This window comes from Methanomicrobium antiquum, assembly GCF_029633915.1.
Lineage (GTDB): Archaea > Halobacteriota > Methanomicrobia > Methanomicrobiales > Methanomicrobiaceae > Methanomicrobium > Methanomicrobium antiquum.
The window spans coordinates 1,125,343-1,138,779 of sequence record NZ_CP091092.1 but is presented as its reverse complement, the minus strand read 5'-3'; the positions used below and the strand labels follow the sequence as shown (position 1 = coordinate 1,138,779).

21 protein-coding genes are annotated in these 13,437 nt (G+C 37.0%); 19 read left to right on the top strand and 2 right to left on the bottom strand.

Translation table 11 applies throughout. The features are described from left to right. The first annotated feature begins 408 nt into the window (after positions 1 to 408). The 16 genes from ehaB (at position 409) to L1994_RS05610 (ending at position 9,334) form a co-directional block, all read left to right on the top strand. Positions 409 to 897 (top strand): [NiFe]-hydrogenase-3-type subunit EhaB, encoded by a 489-nt coding sequence (gene ehaB, locus L1994_RS05685; protein ID WP_278100711.1) that lies wholly within the window; start codon positions 409 to 411, stop codon positions 895 to 897. After that, the gene (locus L1994_RS05680; protein ID WP_278100710.1) at positions 894 to 1,142 is read left to right on the top strand and encodes a DUF2109 domain-containing protein; all 249 of its coding nucleotides are present in this window, start codon (positions 894 to 896) and stop codon (positions 1,140 to 1,142) included. Before ehaB ends, L1994_RS05680 begins: the two co-directional genes overlap by 4 nt. Further along, positions 1,135 to 1,365 (top strand): EhaD family protein, encoded by a 231-nt coding sequence (locus L1994_RS05675; RefSeq protein ID WP_278100709.1) that lies wholly within the window; start codon positions 1,135 to 1,137, stop codon positions 1,363 to 1,365. The genes L1994_RS05680 and L1994_RS05675 overlap by 8 nt, the downstream gene beginning before the upstream one ends. Further along, entirely contained in the window at positions 1,362 to 1,598 is a 237-nt protein-coding gene (locus L1994_RS05670) for an EhaE family protein (protein ID WP_278100708.1), read from the top strand. Before L1994_RS05675 ends, L1994_RS05670 begins: the two co-directional genes overlap by 4 nt. Continuing rightward, the gene (locus L1994_RS05665) at positions 1,595 to 2,053 is read left to right on the top strand and encodes an EhaF family protein (RefSeq protein ID WP_278100707.1); all 459 of its coding nucleotides are present in this window, start codon (positions 1,595 to 1,597) and stop codon (positions 2,051 to 2,053) included. The genes L1994_RS05670 and L1994_RS05665 overlap by 4 nt, the downstream gene beginning before the upstream one ends. Continuing rightward, positions 2,050 to 2,661: an EhaG family protein gene (locus L1994_RS05660; RefSeq protein ID WP_278100706.1), complete on the top strand. Its 612-nt coding sequence runs from the start codon at positions 2,050 to 2,052 to the stop codon at positions 2,659 to 2,661. Before L1994_RS05665 ends, L1994_RS05660 begins: the two co-directional genes overlap by 4 nt. Beyond that, complete coding sequence (locus L1994_RS05655) at positions 2,654 to 3,322, top strand: hypothetical protein (RefSeq protein ID WP_278100705.1); 669 nt, start codon at positions 2,654 to 2,656, stop codon at positions 3,320 to 3,322. The genes L1994_RS05660 and L1994_RS05655 overlap by 8 nt, the downstream gene beginning before the upstream one ends. Before the next feature lie 5 nt (positions 3,323 to 3,327). Continuing rightward, positions 3,328 to 3,531: a hypothetical protein gene (locus tag L1994_RS05650; RefSeq protein ID WP_278100704.1), complete on the top strand. Its 204-nt coding sequence runs from the start codon at positions 3,328 to 3,330 to the stop codon at positions 3,529 to 3,531. A 1-nt stretch (position 3,532) separates the two neighbouring features. Continuing rightward, on the top strand, positions 3,533 to 4,378 hold the full coding sequence (locus tag L1994_RS05645) for a respiratory chain complex I subunit 1 family protein (protein ID WP_422656654.1): 846 nt from the start codon (positions 3,533 to 3,535) through the stop codon (positions 4,376 to 4,378). Next, the gene (locus L1994_RS05640; protein WP_278100703.1) at positions 4,375 to 4,623 is read left to right on the top strand and encodes a hypothetical protein; all 249 of its coding nucleotides are present in this window, start codon (positions 4,375 to 4,377) and stop codon (positions 4,621 to 4,623) included. The genes L1994_RS05645 and L1994_RS05640 overlap by 4 nt, the downstream gene beginning before the upstream one ends. After that, on the top strand, positions 4,620 to 5,018 hold the full coding sequence (locus L1994_RS05635) for an EhaM family protein (protein WP_278100702.1): 399 nt from the start codon (positions 4,620 to 4,622) through the stop codon (positions 5,016 to 5,018). The genes L1994_RS05640 and L1994_RS05635 overlap by 4 nt, the downstream gene beginning before the upstream one ends. Then, positions 5,009 to 5,470 carry an NADH-quinone oxidoreductase subunit B family protein gene (locus L1994_RS05630; protein ID WP_278100701.1) on the top strand — a complete coding sequence of 154 codons (462 nt, stop codon included), beginning with the start codon at positions 5,009 to 5,011 and terminating at the stop codon, positions 5,468 to 5,470. Before L1994_RS05635 ends, L1994_RS05630 begins: the two co-directional genes overlap by 10 nt. Beyond that, positions 5,467 to 6,552, top strand: coding sequence for a hydrogenase large subunit (locus L1994_RS05625; protein ID WP_278100700.1), 1,086 nt, complete (start codon positions 5,467 to 5,469; stop codon positions 6,550 to 6,552). Before L1994_RS05630 ends, L1994_RS05625 begins: the two co-directional genes overlap by 4 nt. A 10-nt stretch (positions 6,553 to 6,562) precedes the next feature. Beyond that, positions 6,563 to 7,165 (top strand): 4Fe-4S dicluster domain-containing protein, encoded by a 603-nt coding sequence (locus L1994_RS05620; protein ID WP_278100699.1) that lies wholly within the window; start codon positions 6,563 to 6,565, stop codon positions 7,163 to 7,165. Between the two features lie 333 nt (positions 7,166 to 7,498). Next, positions 7,499 to 9,115, top strand: coding sequence for an IS1634 family transposase (locus L1994_RS05615; RefSeq protein ID WP_278099807.1), 1,617 nt, complete (start codon positions 7,499 to 7,501; stop codon positions 9,113 to 9,115). Between the two features lie 69 nt (positions 9,116 to 9,184). After that, positions 9,185 to 9,334 carry a DNA helicase PriA gene (locus L1994_RS05610; protein WP_278100698.1) on the top strand — a complete coding sequence of 50 codons (150 nt, stop codon included), beginning with the start codon at positions 9,185 to 9,187 and terminating at the stop codon, positions 9,332 to 9,334. Positions 9,335 to 9,558: 224 nt separating this feature from the next. On the opposite strand, the gene L1994_RS05605 is transcribed toward L1994_RS05610, so the two are convergent. After that, positions 9,559 to 10,305, bottom strand: a complete 747-nt coding sequence (locus L1994_RS05605) for a DUF128 domain-containing protein (RefSeq protein ID WP_278100697.1) — start codon at positions 10,303 to 10,305, stop codon at positions 9,559 to 9,561. A 135-nt stretch (positions 10,306 to 10,440) separates the two neighbouring features. Here L1994_RS05605 and L1994_RS05600 point away from each other — a divergent pair, with 135 nt between their 5' ends. The 3 genes from L1994_RS05600 to L1994_RS05590 are packed head-to-tail and all read left to right on the top strand — an operon-like array spanning position 10,441 to position 12,302. Next, positions 10,441 to 10,959 carry a YeeE/YedE thiosulfate transporter family protein gene (locus L1994_RS05600; protein WP_278100696.1) on the top strand — a complete coding sequence of 173 codons (519 nt, stop codon included), beginning with the start codon at positions 10,441 to 10,443 and terminating at the stop codon, positions 10,957 to 10,959. Further along, positions 10,960 to 11,517, top strand: coding sequence for a YeeE/YedE thiosulfate transporter family protein (locus L1994_RS05595; RefSeq protein WP_278100695.1), 558 nt, complete (start codon positions 10,960 to 10,962; stop codon positions 11,515 to 11,517). It abuts the gene before it with no gap. A 47-nt stretch (positions 11,518 to 11,564) separates the two neighbouring features. After that, a complete protein-coding gene (locus L1994_RS05590) occupies positions 11,565 to 12,302 on the top strand; it encodes a DUF169 domain-containing protein (protein WP_278100694.1) in 738 nt (245 codons plus the stop codon). Positions 12,303 to 12,894: 592 nt separating this feature from the next. Here L1994_RS05590 and L1994_RS05585 read toward each other — a convergent pair. Further along, the gene (locus tag L1994_RS05585) at positions 12,895 to 13,392 is read right to left on the bottom strand and encodes a hypothetical protein (protein ID WP_278100693.1); all 498 of its coding nucleotides are present in this window, start codon (positions 13,390 to 13,392) and stop codon (positions 12,895 to 12,897) included. Positions 13,393 to 13,437: the final 45 nt, after the last annotated feature.

Below are 13,437 nucleotides of genomic sequence, written 5' to 3'. Positions count from 1 at the left end.
GTCAGCTAAAAAATCAGAAAAAATGTCAGTAAAACTATCTATTTAAAAGTCTGATGAAGATATAAGTGCATAAAAGAAAAGAATTTACAAAGCATATATTTTTTTGAAAAAGTCTTAAAAATTCCGGCGCGGTTTATTCAGTTATAACAAAAAGAAGCTAAAAAAAGAATAAATGGAAAAAACAAATCATTACATTAAAAGTTAATTTTTAAAAAAATCAACAATATTTAATTAATTCTTATTTTTATTCAGGCAAATTCAGGTCTGCTGATATAAAATAAAATGATGAACCAGAATATAATATTCAAAAACAAAGGCTTAAAAAAACAATAAAAAATGGTGTATTAATCAAAACATTTATTGTTTAGCCAAAATTAAAGAATTTATACTGGAGATTAGGAATTGGATATGCTTACCGAAATAGCACACATAATTGTGGCTTTTGCGGTCGCCTGGATTCTCTTTGTTGCTATAGACATCATATTTCGGTTGCCGCAAACAGGAGGAGTCAGTGGTGCAGAGGCAATCGGCAAAGAGATAGAAAAGGCCGGCGGCGATATAAATGGCGGATATATGATGGGAAACATTGTCTGTTCGCCGGATGCCTCAGGAGGGTTTTTACTTGCGGCATGTGGAGTTTACATTGCAGGAATATGGGGAGGACTTTCTGCCGCAGTCCTGGTCTGGATAGGAAATCGCATATGCCATGATAAAGGTTATGCAGGCACAACAGGAGCTTTTATAGCAACACTTGTAATTTATGGATTTACAGCATATGGCGGTTTTGTTCCTGAGCAGTTTATTGCCGGAATGGTTCTTGCAATACTTACTATTCAGGGAATATCACACAAATATGCCAGCAGAATTTTAGGCAGAATCTGGAGGCTTCGGGTTTGATTGCCGAATTAATCTGTGCTTTTATTGCATTATATGCCGCAGTGAGAATTATTGCAGAGAAAAATACGTTGAGAAAATTAAATTTCTTAAATATTTTAAACTTTGCAATTGCAGGATTGCTGGCTCTTTTAATTCCACATCCTCTTGGAATTTTGCTTGCAGTGGCATACTTTGTCGGAGGAACGCTTGAGTCAAACGCAATTGCAAGTACAATTGCAAAAAGAAAGGAGAAGCCGGATGACTGATATTCTCTTTTTGATATTTTCAGTAATTGCAGTTCTTGGTGCATCAGCGACAGCTATTCAAAAAGATCCTTATGACAAGTTAATATCTCTTGGAGTTTTATTTGCAGGAATAATTCCTTTCGTTGCATTTGCCGGCTATCTGGACGTTTCCATTGCAATATCGCTTATAATTCCAATGACTACAATAATTCTTCTTCAGGCAGTGTGGAGGTGCGGAAAATGAATTCATTATTTCTGCTTGGTCTTGGAATTTTAATAATCGGCTGTGTTTCTGCGGCTTTTCCAAATCCAAAGACCTATCTCAATCGGCTGATAAATTTGGAGATTTCAGGTTTTGGACTCCTGCTTGTGATGCTTTATTATAATGAAACACTTGCTCTTCTAACATTTATCGCAGTTACAGCTATTGCAACATTTGTGCTTGTAAGAGTTCTTGAAAGGAGGGAGATTAATTGAGCATAATAAGAAAAGTTTCAAGGGTTCTTCAGAATCACAATAATCTTGTAAATGTCTATTCTCTCATAGTAATAATTGTTGTATTAATTGGAATTGCATCAATTCCAACAATAAACTATGAAAACAATCAGCTATATCCGAAGGTCATTGACATAAATAATCCTTTAAACCCATATGACAGAGGAGGAGAGCCTTTTGAAAGAGCAGATGTAAAAGCACAATATCCTGAAAATTCACCTTATCTTGGATATGTTACAGCATATTTAACTCCTCTTTCCCTTTTAATTGCGTATAATACCCTCTATGCCGGAACAACTATTGTTGCACATCCGGGCGGAATTATTGATGAGATTTTGTATAATACAAGGGGTCTTGACACAATAGCAGAGACGGCAATTTTGTTTGTTGCATTTTCAATTGCTATGTTTTTGTTCAGGAGGCGTGAGGAGGAATGATTCTCCCAATAATTGATGAATATTCATTAGGGCTTTTAATTGCGTTTTCCTGTGTCTTAATTGTCTTTTTCTCAATGATGAGAGAAACAGATGATTTACATCGTCTGCTTCTAACAGATCTTGTAGAGATTGTTGCACTTGTAATTATAGCACTTGTCGGAACAGATCTCTCTGAAGCACTGATTCTTCCAGGTCTGGTTGTAGGAATTGCAGAAATTCTTGCAATGGCAGAGATATACATAGAAAAAGAAAATCTTGTCAGAGCACCTGAGAGATTTCTGGATATTGAGATAATGCATTCAGCACCGGGGATACTTTCTGTAATTCTTCTTATATACGGAATAATTCTCTCAGGATTCACAGGCGGCGCTGTTGCAGGACTTGGTGTTTTGTTTTATTTCCTCTGTAAGAAAAGTCATGAGAAGACAGAGATTATTGAGACTGTCAGTGGTTATGCATGGGTCTGCTGGGTTGTTGCATTCATCACATTCATGGCAGCACCTCAATATTGGTTCTTTGCTGTGATGCTTGCAGGCACAGGTATATTTGCAAAGGTTGCGGCTAAAATGTCAATTGTTGGCACAATGAGAGGTAACAGAGATGTTTGAGTTTGAAAATACCGCTATTGAGGGTCAGGTATTGGCTTATATCCCCTTTGGCGACATTGTTGATTATATAACGCCATATACTGCAATTCTTTTAACATTTGCACTTGTATTTACAATAATTGCTCTAATCTCCAAACCTGAAAGGCAGGTTGATATTGCTTTTGGCGGCGATGCATATTACACAAAAGACATCTCTAACAAACAGATGAAATTTCAGCGATTCATGGCTGTAGCATGTGGTCTTGCAACAATGGGAGGTATCCTGAGCGGAGATGTATTCAACTTTGCATTGTTTACTGCAATGGTTGGTATTGCAAATATTGGTATAGTTGCGTCAATTAAAAACAAACATATTTTAGACAACGTCTTTGAGTATGGAATACTTGCAATGATTGGGACACTTCCGCTTTTTGGAGGTTCTGCAATTATTCTTGCATCAACCGGAACTTTAAGCATGTGGATACTTTTCACATCTGCTGTTTGTGTTCCTCTGGTTGCAAAATTACTGCTTGTAATTGGAGTGATTGCTGAAGGAATGGCCCCTGTCTACGTTGCTAAAGCAGAAATTACAAGAGCACCCGGTGCACCTTACATTTTAATGGTCCATGTAAGCTCACTTGTGCTGTTCTTAAGAGTAATAGAGATAGTAATTTCGATGTGATCTAAATGAAGAAAAACAGCATAAAAACAATACTGGCAATTTCTACACTCATATGTATTATTTCTGCAGTGCTTGGATTTGAAGGAATAATCGAAGACTGGATTTGTGCGGCTCTTATTGTTGTATTTTTTCCTGTATTTGTTATATCACTTGGATTGTACTGGAAAGCCTCTGATAAAGAGGGAGACTACCCGTTTGTAGGTTATTGAAATGATTTTGTTATACATTTTATTTGCAGTCCTTGCAGGTCTTTTGTTTCATGGCATTCACAGAAAAGTGATTGCACGAATACAGATAAGGCCCGGCCCTCCGATATGGCAGGAGATTTTGCATGTCCTTAAATTTTCCTTTAAACAGACCTGGATTCCAAAAACAGCATCGCATATCTTATATGTTTCAATTGTAATTGCAGTAATTGCTATCTGGTCCGGTGCTTTATATGTGCTTATAACCGGCGGAAGCCTTTTGATAATATTTGGAGTATATCTGCTTCACAAAATTACAGAGCATGGTCTTGGTCTTTCATCAGGTTCACCGTATGGAAAATTTGGTGCAATCCGTTCTGTAATTTCAGCGGCATCGGAGATTCCTTTACTTGCATCAATTGCTGTAATATACTTAATTACAGGTTCTTTGATGATTTCTGACATTCAGAGTTATCAAGCATCGAATGGAGTCCTTCTATTAACCGCATTTCCAATTGCAATTGCGATGTATGTAATTGTCCTATCAAAAGTTCCTTACAGTCCATTTGGAATAATAGAAGCAAAAGAATTAGTTAGTGGAAATAAGACTGAACATTTTGGAGTCTGGAGAGCCGGTCTTGAAGTAGGTTTTGCAATAAAGACATTTGTTCTTCTGGCAACATTTATCACGCTTTTCATAGGTGCAATGCCATTTTGGCTTTTGGTTTTGGCATCACTGATTCTTCTTCTTACAATGTCATTTATATGTGCAATAACGCCAATGCTTTCACCATATGATGCTGTAACAATACAGATTGGAGTCATAATACTGGTTATTATTTATGCAGTTATTTTGGGGGTTATTGGATGAATAAAATCGGAATTGCAGTATTTGCCGGAATAGTTGTATATATAATAATTGCATTGTGGCAGTACCTTCTAAACAACGGGCTTTTTATTCAGACAGTCTGCATAATTTTAGCTCTTTTAGTGCCGGCCGGGCTTATCTGGGCAAAAGAGACTGAAAAGATAAAAAGTATTGAGATGGCAGCAGTCTGGGGCTGTTTGTATCTTTTTGTTCTCTATGGATTACTTGTCGTCACGGGGGTTTTATGATCAATTATATATATGAAAAAGATCTGTTCGGCATGAAATATAAGATAGTTTCATCTCCGTTTCATGAAAAAACAATAGCACAGATTGCAGACTGCCTTGATATGAATGTTCAGGAATTTAGAAAAATCTTGATTGAAAGGCTTGACATGTCTTTTCTTGAAAATATTCCTGCACGCTATAATTCATGGAAAATTATGAGTTTGAAAGAGGAGGATCCTGTTACCTCCGGACTTTGCATTACTCTTTTTTCTGAGTATATTCCTGTTTTAGCACACGAAGATGTTTTGATTATAAAAGAGAAGGTAGATTCATTAATTAAATCAGGAATACCGGAGGATGAAGCAGTCTTAAAAGGAAAAATTTTGATAAGGGAGATTTTCTTAGCATGGGTATAATACAAAAAATCAAAAACACAGTAAGACAGCGTTCAATCCATGTTTGCTATGTCAATGTTGGATCCTGCAACGGTTGTGATATAGAAATTTTAGCCTGTCTTGCACCACGATACGATATTGAACAATATGGAATTTATGTCCACAACAATCCCCGTGATGCTGATATACTCCTGATTACAGGAGCATTTTGTGAACAGTGGGAAGACAAGCTGAAAAATATATGGGATATTATTCCTGAGCCAAAAGCAGCAATAACAATTGGAAACTGTCCTGTATCAGGATGTACTTTCAACAGAAGAGGAAGTTTTGTAGATCCGCCGGTATCAAAGCATATCCCTGTTGCGGCATCTATTCCGGGATGTCCCCCACGTCCGACAGAGATTATTGAAACTATACTAAAGCTTGCACCTGTTGTTTTTAAGGATTACGAAGAGAAGGAGATGAAAAAATGAAGAAGACTGTTGATGTATCACTCCCTGTTGGTCCTGTTCATCCATGCTTTAAAGAACCTGCAAGAATCAAATGCCAGACAACAGGCGAAAAAGTACTCTCTGCAGAGATAGAACTTGGATATGTCAAAAAAGGCATTGAGAGAATCATGGTTGGAAGACCCTGGCAGGAGGTCATGTTTCTTGCCGAACGAATATGTGGTATTTGCTCTGTAATCCATAACATGGTCTTTATAGAAACGGTAGAGAAATTAAGCGATATTAATGTTCCAAAAAGAGCTGCTTATCTTCGTGTAATTGTAAATGAACTTGACAGGATACAGTCGCATATGCTTGCAAATTATTCATACTGTTATACTATTGAGCATGAAACCCTTGCAATGTACCTGATTAATCTTCGTGAAACAGCCATTGATCAGCTTGAACTTATTACCGGTGCAAGAATTACATGTGCATATATGATTCCTGGTGGTGTCAGGTTTGATTTGAAAGAAAATGATGCTGAAAAATTAAGTTTTGCAATGGATAAAATGGAAAAAGATCTTATCAGGTTTACAAATATGTTTGAAAGCGGTCCTTTGATTGGGCTTCGAAGTAAAAATGTAGGAATATTAACACGTGAAGATGCAATTTTATCGCATGCAGTAGGCCCGACTGCGAGGGCAAGTGGTATAAACGCAGATCAAAGAACAAATCATCCGACCTACCAGGAGCTTGGGTTCAGTCCGATTGTAATGGATTCATGTGATAGTTATGCACGTGTAATGGTTCGCTTCAAAGAGGTTTTCCAAAGTATTGAATTAATCAGGAAATGTTTAGATAAACTTCCAAAAGGTCTTATCAGAGGCGGAGGAGTTGTAACAGAGGGTGAATATACCTGGATTGGTGAAGCACCACGTGGTGAACTGACATATCATGTTAAGACAGACAAATATGGAAGGGTTGCTGAAATTGCCATTCAGACTCCGTCAATTATGAATATTGAGGCCTGTGCACATCACATGCTAAAAAATGTTGACTCTGCCGCAGATGTAACATCGACTTTCATAAGTTCAGATCCATGTATTGCATGCAATGAGAGGTGAATTGGATAATATGCTATCAGTATTTTGTTATATAAAAGAATTTTTGCGTCCTGAGTGGTGGAAGAAATTCTTATTCGCTAAAACTCCTCCTCTTACATCTCCCTCATATTTCAGGGATTATCCGCATCTTACCGGAAATGAATGCACACATGAACTCAGGTGCATGATGATATGCCCGTCACCCGGTGCAATAGAGGTTTTAAAAACCGATGATGGGAGATGGGAACCTGTAATCTATAAGGGTCACTGTATACGCTGTGGTTTATGTGTTGAGGTGTGCCCTGATAATGTTCTTGCCTCAGGTCGTATTCTTGAGCAGAATGAAACTGACAGAACTTCATATCTTTCATCATATCGTTTAAATGTTGATGATTCTCTTTGTATGAGGTGCAGTAACTGTTCTGTTGCATGCCCGATTAACAAAGTGATAGATCCGAATCTTGCATATAATGCAACATCCTCAAGCGATGATGTAATAATGCGGGTTAAAAACTCAAAACTAACAATTCTTCACCCTGAAAAATGCACAGGATGTAAAACCTGTGAAAAAACATGTCCCAACGGTGCAATAACAGTAGCAAGAATTGTTGAGGGAGATCAGGACGAAGAGTAAGAAATTTTTCTATTCTCTATTTTCATGATCCTGTTATCCAATTATGCTGTTATTCAATACAAAAAAATAATTTGGTATGAAAGTCAAAATTCCTGATAAACTTATCATCACTTTTTGTGTGATTAAAAAAGCTCATCATGTGCGTTTTACATGAAAGTTACTTCGTAACTTACATGAAACCGTGCATGAAATATAATTTCATGGACGTTTTTAATATAATTTGGTTGAGAAATCCTGTATTAAAATTATATTCCGACCATCCGCACTAAAAATCCACACATTTCACAATATTCGACCGCAAGATCCTTGTACTTTGAGGGAATAACCTATAATATGCCCTTCATTGACGGTTTTGATGACGAATCAATCCTTTCCGTTGGCCATCTTGGCATCGTAGCCGGAGCCTACGACTCTCTTGGTATCGCGAATATAATCGACAATGCAATACCCAAGACCCGAAACCATAATCTCACCCATTCTCAGGCCGTGAAAGCTATGGTGATCAATGGTCTTGGATTCATCGAACGCCGTCTTTATCTTTTTCCGGAATTTTTTGATGATATTGCCGTTGAAAGACTATTTGGGGAGGGAATTTCCCGAGAACAGATAAATGATGATGTATTAGGCAGAACACTGGATGCTATTGCAGAATATGGTCCAACTGAGTTATTCAACGATATCGTAGCAAATTGCCTTATTCCAACAGAATATGGCTCGCATTGCATTCACGTCGATACCACTAACTTTAGTGTGACAGGCGAATACGAATCCGATTTCAACACAGAAGGAATTCAGATTACCTACGGTCATCCGAAGGATGGCCGATGGGATCTCAAGCGTTTTGTCCTTGGCATGGCATCAAATCAGCATGGTGTACCATTATTTCTCCAGACTTTTTCCGGGAATGAATCGGATAAAGAGACACTCCGAATCATTATTGAAAAACTTCAGAACAGTCTCAAATCAGGCGAAAAAGTCTATCATGTAGCTGATGCTGCATTTTATACCGAAAAAAATCTCCAGACTTTAGGTCAGCACACTTTCTGGATTAGTCGTGTACCGGTTATCATTAAAGAGGCTAAGGAACTGGTCAAATCAGATTGTCAGTTCATACCGTGCGATGATAATCGCTATTCATATAGTGAATCTTTCAGTGAATATGCAGGAATCAGACAGAAATGGGTGATGTACCATTCAAAACCAATGCATGAACAACAGAGTAAAACGTTTGATAAGAATCTGGTAAAAGAACTGGAAAAAGCCAAAACATCTCTTCGAAAAGTCTGTGCACAGGAATATGCATGTGAACCTGACGCACGCATTGCAGCAGAGAAATGGTTAGAAAAAAATCATAAGTATCAGTTTAGCGAGCTTGAAATTCTCATGATTCAAAGGAAAGAAGAGAAAAAACGAGGTAGACCAAAAGCCGGTGAACCATTAGTTAATTCATATAAGATTACTGCTGATATCGAATACAATGACAGCGTAGTCGAGCAGGAACGCCAAAATCTTGGACGTTTTGTTCTGGCAACGAATGACACTGAGATGTCTGCCGATGAATTGCTCAGGAATTATAAAGCTCAAGGAACAGTTGAGAGAGGATTTAGGTTCCTGAAAGACAAGTCGTTCCGGGTTGCTGAGGTCTATTTAAAGAAAAATTCGCGGATTCAGGCTTTGGCTATGATCATGGTATTGTGTCTTTTTATTTACTCTATGACTGAGTTTCGGCTGAGAAAGATGCTGGTACAGTCTGGTGAAACAGTCACCAGCCAGACAAAAAAGCAGACACAAAGACCGGCATTGAAATGGACATTTTTCCTGTTCAGGAGGGTGAGGGAGTTCTCATTTGTTGAGGGTGATAAAAGAATAAAACGAATTACAAATCTGAATGATGAATTGAAAAAGATATTGCGGTTATTGGGGGGAGAGTATGAAAAATACTATTGTTGAAGAAATACCTGCGGAAAGTCGGATATTGAGAGAAAATCTTTTTTATCTTAAAAGTATTATATCAAACTCATGCTTAAGCACAAATGCGGTTATGAAGAAGACATAAGATGCAGGAAATGCAAGACGTCACTTATTGAGAATAAATCTGGATTGTACTGCCCGCACTGTGGAAGACAGGTTGTAATGATTTGTCCCGGATGTGGAAAGCCATGGAAATAAAAAAGGATTGAACATCAGGGTTAATTTGCTATAAAATTTATTTCATAACTTACATGATACGTTGAATGAAATATAATTCTATGGACGCTTTTATAAAATTTTTAATTTTTGATTTTAAATTTTGCTGATATTTGATTTATTTTAATTATTTTAGTAATTATATAAAATTATTTTTTTCAGAATCCTGAAAGTTATATTTTTATTAATAGTTTCTATGTTAATTCTCAATAGTTTCCAAGATAGTCAAGTGCAGATATATCCATAAGACCTTTCATTGACTGAACCTCTGCCCATTTTCCGTTCTCCTTAAAAGCGGCGATATAGTTGGTTCCTCCGATCATAGCAATTCCCTGATAATTTGGAGTTACAGGAACTCCTAAAAGAGGAGAATTGGGAGCTCCTACATCCAGTACACCATTAAATCCTGCAGAGCTCAAGTCATCTATAACTTCTAAAACAGCGGATTCTGTCTCCATATGACATTCTCTGATATTAGCAGTTATAGTTCCGTTCCCTTTTTTTATAACATCCATAACTGATGTGTTTCTCTGTGATATCATAACAGTAATTGGGTCAATTGTAGTGTATTCATATTCAATAATTGCAGTAAATCTTCTTGGAGCAAGTTTTTCAACCTCTAACAGGCCACCGCCGATGGGATTTATAGGAATTCCTTTTCTGTATAATATAGAGTCAAAAATAAGACTGCACATTGTACATATTCCGGTGTACCCTCTTGGAACAATGTAATCTCCAAATTTTGTTTTTTCTTCGGCAAACAATACCCTGTCGCTTATGCAAAGTCCTGTTGAATAAGCTTCTTTTAATATTTTTATTGCAACTTCGATATCTTTTGATTTTATCAGGGAAAGATTGTATATGATATTCCCGCTGTTTTCGAGCGGATCATATGTAAGCTTTAGGGCATTCTCCTCTATTTTATGGTTGACGAATTTTAGTGGTTTTTGCATAAACATCCCTTATTTTATTGAAATAGCATTATCAGTATATACTTCATATATCTTGAGTTTATTTTTTTGCTACATATTGAATTGTTGAGATATCTTTAAATAATGTTATTGTCTATGGAAAATTCAGGTAATATTATGATGGAGTTTCTGACTCAGGTGACCTGGTCGCCATATATTGCAGGAGCCGGGATAGGAGTTTTGAGCTGGCTTTCTTTTTATCTTTCAAATAAACCTCTTGGATGTTCGACAACGTATTTCAGAACCTATGGAATGCTTAGAAAAGCAGTCAGTAAAAAAGGAATTGATGAAAACCCTTATTATCAAAAGTACAAACCGGAGATAGAATGGCAGTGGATGCTTGTTTTAGGAATTGTGTTCGGCGCTTTTATATCTTCATACCTTTCCGGTGTATTTGAATTAAAATGGATTCCTGACATGTTTTCAGGACGTTTTGGTGACAATCCGGTAGTAAGAATAATTGTTGCAATTGCAGGCGGAATTCTTATGGGATTTGGAGCCCGTTTTGCAGGAGGATGCACAAGCGGGCATGGCATATCCGGCACAACACAACTTTCCCTCACAAGCATAATTGCAGTCATTTTTATGTTTGTTGGCGGAATTGCTACTGCATTTTTAATATATGGAGTGATTTAAATGGCTGAAAATCTTCATAAGAACAAATCTGTTCAGCTTATAATCGGGTTATTGATAGGGATTGGATTTGGTTTTTTCCTCCAGAAAGGCGGGGTTACAGAATATGATGTAATCATCAGTCAGCTTTTACTCATCGATTTTACTGTTGTAAAAGTAATTGCGGCGGCAGTTCTTGTTGGAATGCCCGGAGTGTATCTTCTTCAGCGTTATGGATATGCAAAAAAGCATATTAACAAAGGCTCTTTTGGAACGGCTATAATAGGTGGTCTGATATTTGGAGTTGGATTTGCAATCTTAGGTCTTTGTCCGGGAACTGTTGCAGGAGCAGTTGGACAGGGATATATGGATGCTTTGTTTGGAGGAGTTGTTGGAATAATTCTTGGAACAGGAATATTTGCAGGACTTTATCCTAAACTGAGCAGTGGAATTTTGAATTACAAACCCATAAAGCACGAAACCCTTTATGAACTGCTTGGAGTGAAACAGGCATATCTGATTGTTTTCTGTTTAATTGCAGGAATAGTTATTTTGTATGCCTTAGAGTACTTTGGATTGTAAAGATGAATAAAGCTAAATGTAGTTAAAAAAAGAAAGAATTGATCGAAATGAATGATGAAATGCAGAATAAACCGGATTATGCAGAAATCTCAAAAAAACTTGTAGACACACTAAATCTTCCACAGTCGCCTGTTGCAGTAAAACTTGCCAAATCACCTGAAGGAATTCCTGAAGGAGTAAATGAGATTGAAAAGGCAGTAAGACACTGTCAGATGGTTGCAATGGCAGGAGTTGAAGGAAAAATATTCTATGCCAAAGGCGATAAGCATGCATGTGCCGGAGGGGGATGGGCTCTTGGTGTAAAAGAAATTACACCTTCACTTCAGACAGGAGAATTTTATTTTAAGCTGGGAAAATATGAATCCTGGGCATCATGTATGAGGACAATTAAGAGTGTTCCTTTTGTTCACAAGACGGCCTCTGTTGAGCCGGCGACTTATGCAACTGTTTATGCACCTCTTGAAAAGACACCTTTTGATCCGCATGTTGTGATTATTGTCGCACAACCGGTTCATATGCTAAAGTTTGCTCAGGCAATTCTTTACAAGATGGGCGGCAGAATTCACTCCGAATTTTCAGGAATTCAGTCAGTATGTGCAGATGCGTGTGCACAGCCATATCTTACAGGAAAACCCAATATCTCCTTAGGATGTGACGGCTCAAGAAAATTTTCAGGAATAAATGATGAACTTATGGTAATGGGCATTCCTGGAGAGATGATAGAAGAGATTGCAGAAGCAGTTTTAATTGTATCTGATGCTCCCGGCTCAAAGACTAAAAAATAATTTTTTTCTTTTTTAATTAAAAAAAGCCGAATTTTGGATATTTAGTTTTTGTTATGGTCACAATTAAAACTCTAAACTTCTTTTTAAATTCTTGCAATTTATTAAGGTTTAAAATTTGTAGTTGTTTACCCAGGTCCTAAAAAATTAATGCACAGTCCAAAAAATTATGGTTCTTCTCCATTTTTCTGAAAGTTAGGACTATCCAAAAAGAGAAACAACTTAGAGAATAACCTCCAAATATGATGATATGTCCAATAAACATTACAAATGGAGGGAATGCATTTCTGCATTCACATCTATGTTCTCATTTGTGGGCTTTTAAGATTATTGATATGGAAGATTTCATCAGTTTCTTAGGTTACTGGCCTTGACTGGAAGAAAATCAAAGATAATCGATTATTAGCAAGGGAGGGGACAGGCCCCTCCCTTAAACCCACCCCGCTTACGATAGGTCACCGGAGGGGGGCAAGCCCATCCGGTTCCCGGGGTTATTGTGTACATCGCGACAAATCAATTCCAAATTAGGGTGATCAGAAATATGGCGAAGAGTCAAAATTATAAGTAATCTCTAAGTTTTTATTTTAACAGGTTTTTATGTAACTTTTTTCTTTGAACGCATGATCTCAGTAAATAATGAGACAAGTGAAAGACTAACAAGATTCAGAGTTGTTGCAAAATACCACATATATGACTCATGGACACTTAATTGAACTATCCATCCTGACCAAAGCATAAAACAAATAATAAGAAAGGAAATCAGTGTATCAATAGCAAGAAAGACAGAAGGGAGATTAAAAATTCTTCCTATCTGCGCTAACGTACAGTAATCAAAAAAATCCGGTCTATCGGTAAGATTTAAAAGAATTCTGCCGGCATTCATAAAGATATCAATGATTGCCCAGATGATTATAATCTGACCAAATAAAAAAAGCCAGAAATCCATTGATATTTCGGCAGTCCGGTATGCGACCAGTCCAAAAAGCAATTTAAAGATACAAAAGGGAATGCCTATTGTAAGACTTAAAAAAAAAGGGCTTTTAAAAAATTTTTCCAGGTTTGAATATAAACTCATTTTTTTAACAACTGACATTTTTAACCCTGTTACAGGTAAAAATATGATGTGATTCTATAATAA

What these genes read in the sequence shown, in the direction of transcription:
- L1994_RS05600 (WP_278100696.1), top strand. Translation starts at nt 10,441, where the DNA reads ATGATGGAGTTTCTGACTCAGGTGACCTGGTCGCCATATATTGCAGGA.
- L1994_RS05660 (WP_278100706.1), top strand. Translation starts at nt 2,050, where the DNA reads ATGATTCTCCCAATAATTGATGAATATTCATTAGGGCTTTTAATTGCG.
- L1994_RS05595 (WP_278100695.1), top strand. Translation starts at nt 10,960, where the DNA reads ATGGCTGAAAATCTTCATAAGAACAAATCTGTTCAGCTTATAATCGGG.
- L1994_RS05650 (WP_278100704.1), top strand. Translation starts at nt 3,328, where the DNA reads ATGAAGAAAAACAGCATAAAAACAATACTGGCAATTTCTACACTCATA.
- L1994_RS05585 (WP_278100693.1), bottom strand. Translation starts at nt 13,392, where the DNA reads ATGTCAGTTGTTAAAAAAATGAGTTTATATTCAAACCTGGAAAAATTT.
- L1994_RS05640 (WP_278100703.1), top strand. Translation starts at nt 4,375, where the DNA reads ATGAATAAAATCGGAATTGCAGTATTTGCCGGAATAGTTGTATATATA.
- L1994_RS05670 (WP_278100708.1), top strand. Translation starts at nt 1,362, where the DNA reads ATGAATTCATTATTTCTGCTTGGTCTTGGAATTTTAATAATCGGCTGT.
- L1994_RS05675 (WP_278100709.1), top strand. Translation starts at nt 1,135, where the DNA reads ATGACTGATATTCTCTTTTTGATATTTTCAGTAATTGCAGTTCTTGGT.
- L1994_RS05630 (WP_278100701.1), top strand. Translation starts at nt 5,009, where the DNA reads ATGGGTATAATACAAAAAATCAAAAACACAGTAAGACAGCGTTCAATC.
- L1994_RS05590 (WP_278100694.1), top strand. Translation starts at nt 11,565, where the DNA reads ATGAATGATGAAATGCAGAATAAACCGGATTATGCAGAAATCTCAAAA.
- ehaB (WP_278100711.1), top strand. Translation starts at nt 409, where the DNA reads ATGCTTACCGAAATAGCACACATAATTGTGGCTTTTGCGGTCGCCTGG.
- L1994_RS05605 (WP_278100697.1), bottom strand. Translation starts at nt 10,305, where the DNA reads ATGCAAAAACCACTAAAATTCGTCAACCATAAAATAGAGGAGAATGCC.
- L1994_RS05615 (WP_278099807.1), top strand. Translation starts at nt 7,499, where the DNA reads ATGCCCTTCATTGACGGTTTTGATGACGAATCAATCCTTTCCGTTGGC.
- L1994_RS05620 (WP_278100699.1), top strand. Translation starts at nt 6,563, where the DNA reads ATGCTATCAGTATTTTGTTATATAAAAGAATTTTTGCGTCCTGAGTGG.
- L1994_RS05625 (WP_278100700.1), top strand. Translation starts at nt 5,467, where the DNA reads ATGAAGAAGACTGTTGATGTATCACTCCCTGTTGGTCCTGTTCATCCA.
- L1994_RS05655 (WP_278100705.1), top strand. Translation starts at nt 2,654, where the DNA reads ATGTTTGAGTTTGAAAATACCGCTATTGAGGGTCAGGTATTGGCTTAT.
- L1994_RS05635 (WP_278100702.1), top strand. Translation starts at nt 4,620, where the DNA reads ATGATCAATTATATATATGAAAAAGATCTGTTCGGCATGAAATATAAG.
- L1994_RS05645 (WP_422656654.1), top strand. Translation starts at nt 3,533, where the DNA reads ATGATTTTGTTATACATTTTATTTGCAGTCCTTGCAGGTCTTTTGTTT.
- L1994_RS05610 (WP_278100698.1), top strand. Translation starts at nt 9,185, where the DNA reads ATGCTTAAGCACAAATGCGGTTATGAAGAAGACATAAGATGCAGGAAA.